The sequence below is a fragment of the Micromonospora rosaria genome, assembly GCF_001567585.1.
GTDB classification, from domain to species: Bacteria; Actinomycetota; Actinomycetes; order Mycobacteriales; family Micromonosporaceae; genus Micromonospora; species Micromonospora rosaria.
Map to the genome: position 1 here is coordinate 1 of NZ_LRQV01000197.1, position 9,827 is coordinate 9,827.

Sequence of the window (9,827 nt, forward strand, 5' to 3'; positions counted from 1 at the left end):
GGGGTGGGGTGGGTCAGTCTTGGTCGGGGTGGGGGAGGTGGGGGAGGCACAGGCGGACGTGCAGGCCGGGGCCGGTCGACGGGTCGGCGGGCTGCGTCGGGTCGGGGTCGGTGAGGGCGATCGTGCCGCCGGCGCGGCGGACCAGGTCGCGGACGATCGCCAGGCCCAGGCCGGCGCCGCCGGCGTCGCGCGCCCGCGCGTCGTCCAGCCGGGTGAACCGGTCGAAGACCCGTTCCCGGTTCGCGGCGGGGATGCCGGGCCCGTCGTCGGTCACCGTCACCAGGTGGTACGGCGTGCCGGGCTGGGGCAGCGCGGCCAGCACCACCCGGTGGCGGGCGTACCGGACCGCGTTGTCGACCAGGTTCGCCAGGATCCGGTGCAGGTCGTCGGGGTCGCCGACGGTCCAGAGCGGCTCGGGTACCGGCGTCACCTCGACCGGCGGCGAGGGGTACCGGCCGGCGACGGTGGCCAGCAGGGCGCCCAGTTCCACCGGCCCGGTGGCCCGGCCGGGCGGGGTGGTCTCGTCGAGCCGGGCCAGCAGGAGCAGGTCGTCGACCAGCCGGCTGAGCCGTTCGGTGTCGGTGAGCAGGTCGGCGGCGACCGCCGGCCAGTCCGTCCGGTCCCCGAGCCGCTGCGCCACCTCCAACTCGGTACGCATGTTCGTCAGCGGGCTGCGCAGTTCGTGCGCGGCGTCGGAGACGAACGCCCGCTGCCGGTCCCGGGCGCGCGCGAGCCGGTCGAGCATGTCGTTGAGGGTGACCGCGAGCCGGTGGATCTCGTCGTGCGACGCGGGTACGGGCAGCCGTCCGGTGCCGGCGCTGCCGGTGATCTCGGCCGCCCCGCTGCGCAGCGCCTCCACCGGGCGCAGCGCGGCGCCGACCACCCGCCACGCCACCGCCGCGAGCAGCGCCACCAGCAGGGGGAAGCTGACCAGGAGAATGGTACGGACGATCTCCGTGCTGTGCCGGACGTCGGTCAGCGACCGGCCGACCAGGACGGTGAGCGGGTCCGCTGGGGTGCCGGCCGGCACGGTGACCACCCGGACCGGCCCCTCCAGCCCCAGCCGCTGCCCGGGGACGACGGCACGGTGCTGGCCGCTGCGGTCGAACTGGTCCGGCGGCAGCATCGGGACCAGCCGGTCGGCGTCGATCGAGGCGGCCCGGACCCGGCCCTGGGCGTCGACCACCTGGACCCGGGCCTGCCCGCCGGCCACCGGCAGCGGGTCGGGCAGGGCGTCCTCGGCGGCGAGTCGGGCGACCGCGTCCGCGGTACGCAGGGCCTCCGCGTCGACGGTGCGGTGCAGGGTCCAGTTGAGTACGCCGAGCAGGATCGCCCCACCGGCGGCGAACCCGGCGATGAGCCCGAGCACCCCGATCACCATCAGCCGGGCCCGCAGCCCGAGGGTTAGGAAGGGGCCCTTCCTATACCGGAGGCGATAAGAGGGGGCCCTTCCTTTCCCGCTCATGTGGTGAGGCGGTAGCCGGCGCCCCGGACGGTCTCCAGGCGGTCCCGGCCGATCTTGCGGCGCAGGTAGCCGACGTAGACCTCGACCGCGTTCGGGGCGGTGTCCAGGCTGGCGTCCCAGACGTGGTCCAGCAGTTCGATCTTGGAGACCACCTCGCCGGGGCGGCGGATCAGGTAGGCCAGCAGCGCGTACTCGCGGGCGGTGAGGGCGACCTCCGCCCCGGCCAGGGTGACCCGGCGCCGGGCCGGGTCCAGGCTCAGGTCACCGGCGCTGAGCACGGCCGGCCGCTGGGGCGCCCCGCGCCGCAGCAGCGCCCGCAGCCGGGCCAGCAGGACCACGTACGAGAAGGGTTTGGTGAGGTAGTCGTCGGCTCCGCAGTCGAGCCCGTCGGCCTGGTCGTACTCGCCGTCCTTGGCGGAGAGCATCAGCACCGGCAGCCAGCGCTCCTCGGCCCGGATCCGCCGGACCAGCTCGTACCCGGACAGGCCGGGCAGCATCACGTCGAGGATCATCGCGTCGTACCCGCCGCCGCGCACCGCGTCCAGGCCGGCCGGGCCGGTACCGGCCACGTCGACCACGAACCCCTCGGCCTGCAACCCCCGCTGCAACGCGGCGGCCAGCCGCGCCTCGTCCTCCACCACCAGCAACCGCACGCCTCCAGGGTGCCACTGCTGCCGTACCCCGATCGTGCGCCCTCAGCCTGCTCTCAGCCGTCATTGGGCACCATGGGTGCAGGAGGTGCCACCATGTCCGTCCTGAGAAGTCGTCCCGTCCTGCGCTGGCTGGTCCCGGCCGCAGCCGCCGTCACCGTGGTCGGCGGCGGTGCCGCCATCGGCACGTTCGCCGCCCAGGCCGAGCCCAGCCTGCCGCCCCGCAGCGCGGCCCAACTCCTGGTCGATCTCCAGACCGCCCGACTGGAGGGGCTCTCCGGCACCGTCGTGCAGCGGGCGGACCTGGGCCTGCCGCCGCTGGCCGGCCTGCTCGGCTCGGGCGACGACCCGACCGCCCTGCTCACCGGCACGCACACCCTGCGGGTCTGGCACTCCGGGCCGGACCGGCAGCGGATCGCCCTGGTCGACACGCTCGGCGAGCGGGACATCATCCGCAACGGCCGGGACCTGTGGACCTGGGACAGCCGCAGCAAGACCGCCACGCACCGCACGCTGCCGGCGGCCGACACCCCGGGGGCGGGCGCGACGGAGGTGGAGCCGGGCCTGCCGGTGACCCCGCAGGAGGCGGCGGACCGGGCGCTGGCGGCCATCGACCCGAGTACCGAGGTCAGTGTCGGCCGGTCCGCCACGGTCGCCGGGCGGGACGCGTACGAGTTGGTGCTCCGGCCGCGTGACGAGGCCTCCCTGGTCGACCAGGTCCGGGTCGCCATCGACGCGCGCGAGCACGTCCCGCTGCGGTTCGAGGTGTTCGCCGACGCCGCCGACCGGCCGGCCTTCGAGATCGCCTTCACCCAGATCGACCTCCGCCGCCCCGACGCGGACCAGTTCACCTTCAACCCGCCGCCCGGTACGACGGTCACCGAGGAGCCGGCCGTCGAGAAGCCGGCCGGGGCCCCCGGCGCGGACGCGGCGAAGAACGCCCCGCACGGTGCCCCGGAGGGCGTACGGACCGTCGGCGAGGGCTGGACCACCGTGCTGGTGGTCAGGACCGACCAGGCCGACCGGACGGGCCGGGAGGACCGGGGCGGACGGCCCGGCGCGGCGGGCGCGACGTCGCCCGGTGACCTGCCGTCCGGCGCGGCCGACCTGCTGGGCGGGCTGCCCGAGGTGAGCGGGGACTGGGGTCGGGGCCGGCTGTTCAGCACGAAGCTGGTCACCGTGCTGCTGACCGAGGACGGACGGCTGCTGGCCGGCGCGGTGACGCCGGAACGGCTCTACGAGGTCGCCAAGGGCTGACCGCCTCGACGATCCACCCGGGGGTCCGGGCCGGCTTGCCGGCCCGGACCCCCGGTCCGTCTGCGCCCGGCAACGGGGCGGGAAGGTTTCCGCCCGGCGGCGGGGTCTGGAAAGCTTGGTGCGGCGCAGAGTGGCGCGGTATGTTTTCGAGTTCAGAGACACAAAAAGGAATGGCGCATGCCATTCCTGCGCCAATTCTAGCTACCAAGGAGACGGCTTGTCAAGGCAGTCCGGCGATCCCGGTGAGCTGCGGTCCGCGGACGAGATCGGCCGCGAGCAGGAGTACGTCTCGATGCTCTACGGCCGGTTGGACGACCTGCGGGAGCAGGCCGCGACCCGGCTCACCGAGGCGTTGCGCACCACCGGCGGCACCCTCCAGGACCGGTCCCAGCGCGACAGCTCGGTACGGATGTACGCCGACCAGGTCGAACAGTACGCCGCGGTGGAGAACGGCCTGGCCTTCGGCCGGCTGGACACCGAGGACGGGGGCCGGCACTACGTCGGCCGGATCGGCATCTTCGACACCAGCGACGACTACGACCCGCTGCTGATGGACTGGCGGGCCCCGGCCGCCCGGCCGTTCTACCTCGCCACCGCCGCCAACCCCCAGGGCATCCGCCGCCGGCGGCACCTGCGGACCCGGCAGCGGAAGGTGACCGGCCTCAACGACGAGGTGCTCGACCTCGCCACCGCCTCCCCCACCGGCCACGAGGAGCTGACCGGGGAGGCTTCCCTGCTGGCCGCCCTCAACGCCGGCCGGACCGGCCGGATGCGCGACATCGTCGAGACCATCCAGGCCGAGCAGGACCGGATCATCCGCGCCGACCTGCCCGGCGTGCTGGTGGTGCAGGGCGGCCCGGGTACCGGCAAGACGGCGGTGGCGCTGCACCGGGCCGCGTACCTGCTCTACACCCACCGCCGGGAACTCTCCACCCGGGGCGTGCTGCTGGTCGGCCCGAACCTGACGTTCCTGCGGTACATCTCGCAGGTCCTGCCGGCGCTCGCCGAGACCGGCGTGCTGCTGCGTACCCAGGGGGACCTGTTCCCCGGGGTGAGCGCGCGGCGCACCGAGCCGGCCGAGGCCGCGGCGGTCAAGGGCCGGCTGGCGATGACCGAGGTGCTCGCCGCCGCGGTGCGGGACCGGCAGTGGGCGCCCGACGAGCCGCTGGAGATCGAGGTCGAGCGGGAGGTGCTGCACCTCGACCCGCAGACCTGCCGGGCGGCCCGGGAGCGGGTCCGCCGCTCCGGCCGGCCGCACAACCTGGCCCGCCCGCTGTTCGACATCGAGATCGTGCACGCGCTCGCCGCGCAGGTGGCCGAGCGGATCGGCGCGGACCCGCTGGGCGGGGAGAATTTGCTCTCCCCGGCCGACATCGCCGAGATCCGCCGCGAGCTGCACGAGGAGCCGGGGGTCCGGGCGGCGCTGGACGAGCTCTGGCCGGTGCTGACGCCCCAGCGGCTGCTGGCCGACCTGTTCGCCGACCCGGACCGGATCGCCACCGCCGCGCCGCAGCTCACCGAGGGCGAGCGGGCCCTGCTGCACCGCGAGCCGGGCGGGTGGACGCCGGCCGACGTCCCGCTGCTCGACGAGGCGGCGGAGCTGCTCGGGGAGGACGAACGCGCCGCCGCCGCCCGCCGGGAACGTCTCCGCGTCCTGAACCGGGAGTACGCCGAGGGCGTGCTGGAGATCTGGAAGGGCTCCCGCTCCATCGACGTCGAGGACGAGGCCGACGGCGGTGAGGTCCTCGGCGTCACCGACCTGATCGACGCCGACCGGCTGCTCGAACGGCAGGAGGAGGCCGACCGGCTGACCACCGCCCAGCGGGCCGCCGCCGACCGGAACTGGGCGTTCGGGCACGTCATCGTCGACGAGGCGCAGGAGCTGTCGCCGATGGCCTGGCGGCTGCTCATGCGCCGGTGCCCCAGCCGGTCGATGACCATCGTCGGGGACGTGGCGCAGACCGGGGCGCTCTCCGGCACCCCCTCCTGGGCCGACGCGCTGGAGCCGTACGTGGCCCAGCGGTGGCGGCTGGAGGAGCTGACGGTCAGCTACCGTACCCCGGCGGAGATCATGGCGGTGGCCGCCGAGGTGCTGACCGAGATCGACCCGGAGCTGAGCCCGCCCCGCTCGGTACGGGAGAGCGGCGTACCGCCCTGGGACCGGAGCGTCCCCCCCGACCGGCTGGCGGCGGACCTCGTCGCGGTGACCGCCCGCGAGGCGGCCGAGCTGACCGAGGGACGTCTCGGCGTCATCGTCCCCGAGGGCCGGGTCGCCGACCTGGGCGCCACGCTGGGCGCGGAGGTGCCCGAGATGGCGATCGGTGAGCACCCGGAGCTGGAGAGCCGGGTGGTGCTGCTGACCGTCGCCCAGGCCAAGGGCCTGGAGTTCGACTCGGTCCTGGTGGTCGATCCGGCGGGGATCGTCGCCGAGTCGCCCCGAGGACGCAGCGACCTCTACGTCGCCCTCACCCGCGCCACCCAACGCCTCGGCATCCTCCGCCCCACCACCCCCTAACTCCCCCCGCGCCCTTCTTCCTCCTCCCCCCGTCCCCTCCCCCCCCTTCGCCCCGGTGATCATGGACTTGGCGGACACCCGATCTTGTTCGACCGCCGGTAACTCCATGATCAACGGGCGGGGTGGGTGGAGCGGGTGGGTGGGAGGGGGTTAGTCGTCGGTGAAGCCGCCTGCCTGGCTGGCTGAGGCGGACTGGTCGCTGGTCGGGCCGCCGGCGGGGGTGCTCAGGCCGCCGGTGGTGGCGTCCCCGGTGGTGGTCGGCGCCACCGTGCCGGGGTGCCGCTCCGGCTGGCGGGCGACCCGGCGGACACTGGCCGGGCCGGCGGTGCCGCCGGTGGTGGTCACCGCCCCCTGCCCCCGGGTCGGGCCGCCGTCGCGCAGCACCTCCGGGTCGATCGGCACGTCCGCCGGGTCGCCGGGGTCCTCCTCCTGGGCCACCCGCGACACGTCGGTCCGGGGCGTGGTGACCTCGTCGAGCGCACCCGCGCCGAACTCGTCCCCGGTGATCCGTTCCTCGGTCTGTCGGGCCGACTCCCGCATCCGGGCGGTGTCCCGCATCCAGGTCGAGTCCCGCGTCACGTCGTTCTCCCGCACCACGATCACCTCGCAGACCTGTCGGTGACCCGCTGCCTGCCCGTACCGGCCGCCGCTAAACCCCACCCCGGGTGCAAGGGAGGGCCCCCTGTTAACGCTTTCGGTAGAGGAAGGGCCCCCTCCAAACACCGCCGGAGGCGGGGAGGAGACCACCGGAGGCGGGGGGTTACCTTCCCGGGGGCTGCGGGTAGACGGCGGGTGCCCCCGCCGAGCACGTCGACGGTGCCGTGGCAGGGACACGGCAGCGGGGCGAGGGAGCGCAGGGAACGACTCATCGCATCCTTGAGGAGGACAAGATGAGCACGCAGGCTGCATCCACGAGGCCGGCGAACCGGTCCATGCAGGAGGTGCCGAACCGTCCGATGGACCCGGCACAGACCCGCGCCATGCAGGAGGCGCAGACCCACCCGATGGCGGCGATGCCGGACGGTCACCGGCAGCCGGCGATGTCGCCCGGCACGGAGACCAAGCAGGCGTTCGCCACCACCGAGTTCTGGGTCTACGTCGCCGCCGTGGTGGGCGTGCTGGCCGCCTCGCAGTTGGTCGGCCAGAACGCGGCCGGCGTGGACATCTTCCGCGCCCCGCAGGCCTGGTTCTTCATCACGCTGCTGACCATCGGGTACCTGGGTAGCCGGGGCCTGGCCAAGGCCGGCAGCAACTTCCGCAGCGGCCGGGAGCGTAAGGCTCGCCACTGACACCACCCGCTGCGCCGGCGGCCTCCGGGGGACACCCCCCGGAGGCCGCCGTCGTCCTCGTCGCCCCGCCCGACGGCGGTCACCGGGGCCGGGCACCCAGCCCGGCACCGGTACCGGTCACCGTCGGGTGCCGGTCACTCCTCGCCGCCGAAGTCGTCGCCGCCGAAGTCCTCGTCACCGCCGTCGAAGGCGTCCGAGATCATCTCGCCGGCGATCATGCCGCCGACCGCGCCGAGCGCGGCCCCGGCGACCACGCCGCCCATCCCGACGCCGCCGCGCCGACCGTGGCCCTGCCCGTGCGGCGGGTACCCGTGCGGGGCACCGTAGCCCCCCTTGGCCGGGTACCCCGGAGGGCCGTAGCCGGCGGCCTGGGGCGGGTAGCCGGGGGCGCCGTAGCCGGCCTGCGCCGGGTACCCGGGCGGGCCGTAGCCGGCGGCCTGCGGCGGGTAGCCCGGGGCGCCGTACCCCTGCGGGGCGCCGTACTGCGCGCGCAGGTTGCCGTAGGTCGAGGTGGTCTCCCGCAGCCAGCCGTCGACCACCTGCACCCAGTCGGGGCGCTCGGCGTCGGCGTGCGAGACGGTGTACCGGCCGAAGACGTCGTGCCCGGGGGTGAGGAAGCCGCCCCGCTTGTCACACTCCAGCACGATCTCCACGCCGTGCGGGTTGGTGACGAAGGTCAGCTCGACCTCGGTGATTCCCTGCTGCGCGTACTGCGGCGCGGCGAAGTACTCGATCTCCTGGTAGAACGGCAGGGTCTGGTTGACCCCCCGGATGTGGCCCCGCTCCAGGTCGGCGTTCTTGAACCGGAAGCCCAGCGCGACGAAGGCCTCCAGGATCCGCTCCTGCACCGGCAGCGGGTGCACCGCCACCGGGTCGAGGTCGCCCTTGTCCACCGCGCGGGCCACCGCCAGCTCGGTCCGCAGGCCCATGGTCATGCCGTGCAGGCGCTGGCCGTACACGTCGGTGATCGGGGTCTCCCACGGCATCGGGAGCTGGAACGGGATGGCGAGTTGCTGCTTCGGCGCGAGCTGCAACGGCCCGCTGACCGTCATCCGGTGGAACTCCATGGTGCCGGCGTACTCGGTGTCGCCGCTCTCCACCTCGACCCGGGTGACCAGGCCGATGGTGACGTGCTCGATGTTGGCGGGGGAGTCCCCACCGATCAGGTTGACCTGGCCGTCGAGGGCGAGACCGGGGCGGGTGTTCGGGTTGGCCAGGACCGTGTCGACGCTCGGGCCGCCCACACCGAACGCGCTGAGCATCTTCTTGAAGACCATCGAAACTCCCGTGCGCAGGACGCCGGGCTCCACCCTGGACCCGGTCGCGGACTTACCGCACCCTAAATGGAGCCCCTGTGAAGTGCCTGTGAGCAGGCCCGGTGGGTCGCGCGAACGTCACCCGCTCAGGGGACCGTGTCGGAGTGGACCTGGACGTCGTAGAGCAGCCGGACCGGAGCGCCGTTGGTGACGCCGACGAAGACCGGCTCGGCGGCCGGGGTACGCCCGCGTCGCCAGACCTCGTCCCGGGCGGTGTCCCGGGACGGTCGGTGGACCTTCCCGGCCAGGTGCAGCTCGAGCACCCGGCGGGCGGTGGCCCGGTCGCTGTCCACCGCGATCCGCAGCAGGGGCATGGCGACGCCTCCCTCACCATCGCGCGGAGTTACCTTTGTTCAGGTGACTTAACACCGTTAAATCCACTGCACAGGGTACTAGAATCCGGGCGTGACGGAAACGGAGTTCGACCAGCCGCCGGAGCCCGCGTCGACCGGCCGCCGCAGCGGCGACCCCGGCTCGGTGTGGTTACGGGCCGAGGCCACGCGCGCCCGCCCCGCCCCGCTGAGCCGGGAGCGCATCGTCGACGCGGCCGTGGCCCTGCTCGACGAGCACGGCATCGACGGCCTGACCATGCGCCGGCTCGCCCAGCTCCTCGACGTCACCCCCACCGCGCTCTACTGGCACGTCCGCACCAAGGAGGACGTCCTCGACCTGGCCGTGGACCGGATCTTCGGCGACGTACCGCTGCGGGAGGTCACCGACGACTGGCGGGCCGCCGTCCGGACGCTGATCCGCGACTGGCGCGCGGCCATGCTCCGGCACCCCTGGGCCCCCGGCCTCATCGGCCGGCCGATGCTCGGCCCCAACGTCCTGGCCCGCACCGAGCGCCTCCAGTCGGCGCTGGTCCGGGGCGGGTACACCGGTCTCCCGCTGGCCGTGACCACCCGCCTGCTGGCCAACTACGTGATCGGCGCCGCGCTCACCGAGGCCACCTGGCGTCGGACCACGCCCCCGCAGGCGCAGACGGCGGCCCGCCGGCACATCACGGCCGACCCCACCGCGTACCCGACCCTCACCGCCTCGGGCCACCTGGACGCCGACCGCTGGAGCGACGACGACCTCTTCGACCACGGCCTCGACGCCATCCTGACGGGCGCCCCGGCACCCGAGCGCGGCTGACCGCCGCCCCGTCACGGACTGCCCTCACGGGCGCCCCGCAACTACCAGGAAGTAGTCCCCACGCACCCACCCCGAGGCCACCACAACAACTGTCGGCCTGGATCACCCCAGCAGAAGATCTTGGAAGATTTCGGCCCCCATCTTGGGCTCAACCGGTGGTTGCAACACCGATGTCGATCACCTTCGTTGGCCCGTGCG

At 74.2% G+C, this 9,827-nt stretch carries 9 protein-coding genes; 4 read left to right on the forward strand and 5 right to left on the reverse strand.

Annotated elements, in window-relative coordinates:
• Positions 1-13 precede the first annotated feature (13 nt).
• Together AWW66_RS29915 and AWW66_RS29920 are read right to left on the reverse strand one after the other, a co-directional pair.
• Entirely contained in the window at positions 14-1,381 is a 1,368-nt protein-coding gene (locus AWW66_RS29915) for a sensor histidine kinase (RefSeq protein ID WP_067373471.1), read from the reverse strand.
• Positions 1,382-1,461: 80 nt separating this feature from the next.
• Positions 1,462-2,118, reverse strand: a complete 657-nt coding sequence (locus AWW66_RS29920; RefSeq protein WP_067373473.1) for a response regulator transcription factor — start codon at positions 2,116-2,118, stop codon at positions 1,462-1,464.
• 93 nt (positions 2,119-2,211) lie between these two features.
• Here AWW66_RS29920 and AWW66_RS29925 point away from each other — a divergent pair, with 93 nt between their 5' ends.
• Positions 2,212-3,372: a LolA family protein gene (locus AWW66_RS29925; RefSeq protein WP_067373475.1), complete on the forward strand. Its 1,161-nt coding sequence runs from the start codon at positions 2,212-2,214 to the stop codon at positions 3,370-3,372.
• A 292-nt stretch (positions 3,373-3,664) separates the two neighbouring features.
• Positions 3,665-5,887 carry a HelD family protein gene (locus tag AWW66_RS29930; RefSeq protein WP_157528148.1) on the forward strand — a complete coding sequence of 741 codons (2,223 nt, stop codon included), beginning with the start codon at positions 3,665-3,667 and terminating at the stop codon, positions 5,885-5,887.
• Positions 5,888-6,037: 150 nt separating this feature from the next.
• Here AWW66_RS29930 and AWW66_RS29935 read toward each other — a convergent pair whose 3' ends face one another.
• The gene (locus AWW66_RS29935; RefSeq protein WP_067373494.1) at positions 6,038-6,445 is read right to left on the reverse strand and encodes a hypothetical protein; all 408 of its coding nucleotides are present in this window, start codon (positions 6,443-6,445) and stop codon (positions 6,038-6,040) included.
• 332 nt (positions 6,446-6,777) lie between these two features.
• Here AWW66_RS29935 and AWW66_RS29940 point away from each other — a divergent pair, with 332 nt between their 5' ends.
• Positions 6,778-7,176 (forward strand): hypothetical protein, encoded by a 399-nt coding sequence (locus tag AWW66_RS29940; RefSeq protein WP_067373480.1) that lies wholly within the window; start codon positions 6,778-6,780, stop codon positions 7,174-7,176.
• A gap of 134 nt (positions 7,177-7,310) precedes the next feature.
• Here the strand turns inward: AWW66_RS29940 and AWW66_RS29945 are convergent, their stop codons facing one another.
• Positions 7,311-8,453 carry a sporulation protein gene (locus tag AWW66_RS29945; RefSeq protein ID WP_067373485.1) on the reverse strand — a complete coding sequence of 381 codons (1,143 nt, stop codon included), beginning with the start codon at positions 8,451-8,453 and terminating at the stop codon, positions 7,311-7,313.
• 125 nt (positions 8,454-8,578) lie between these two features.
• Entirely contained in the window at positions 8,579-8,806 is a 228-nt protein-coding gene (locus tag AWW66_RS29950) for a hypothetical protein (protein WP_067373488.1), read from the reverse strand.
• A gap of 91 nt (positions 8,807-8,897) precedes the next feature.
• Here AWW66_RS29950 and AWW66_RS29955 point away from each other — a divergent pair, with 91 nt between their 5' ends.
• Positions 8,898-9,629, forward strand: coding sequence for a TetR/AcrR family transcriptional regulator (locus AWW66_RS29955; RefSeq protein ID WP_067373491.1), 732 nt, complete (start codon positions 8,898-8,900; stop codon positions 9,627-9,629).
• Positions 9,630-9,827 lie beyond the last annotated feature (198 nt).

What these genes read in the sequence shown, in the direction of transcription:
- AWW66_RS29915 (WP_067373471.1), bottom strand. Translation starts at nt 1,381, where the DNA reads ATGGTGATCGGGGTGCTCGGGCTCATCGCCGGGTTCGCCGCCGGTGGG.
- AWW66_RS29925 (WP_067373475.1), top strand. Translation starts at nt 2,212, where the DNA reads ATGTCCGTCCTGAGAAGTCGTCCCGTCCTGCGCTGGCTGGTCCCGGCC.
- AWW66_RS29930 (WP_157528148.1), top strand. Translation starts at nt 3,665, where the DNA reads ATGCTCTACGGCCGGTTGGACGACCTGCGGGAGCAGGCCGCGACCCGG.
- AWW66_RS29935 (WP_067373494.1), bottom strand. Translation starts at nt 6,445, where the DNA reads ATGCGGGACACCGCCCGGATGCGGGAGTCGGCCCGACAGACCGAGGAA.
- AWW66_RS29940 (WP_067373480.1), top strand. Translation starts at nt 6,778, where the DNA reads ATGAGCACGCAGGCTGCATCCACGAGGCCGGCGAACCGGTCCATGCAG.
- AWW66_RS29945 (WP_067373485.1), bottom strand. Translation starts at nt 8,453, where the DNA reads ATGGTCTTCAAGAAGATGCTCAGCGCGTTCGGTGTGGGCGGCCCGAGC.
- AWW66_RS29950 (WP_067373488.1), bottom strand. Translation starts at nt 8,806, where the DNA reads ATGCCCCTGCTGCGGATCGCGGTGGACAGCGACCGGGCCACCGCCCGC.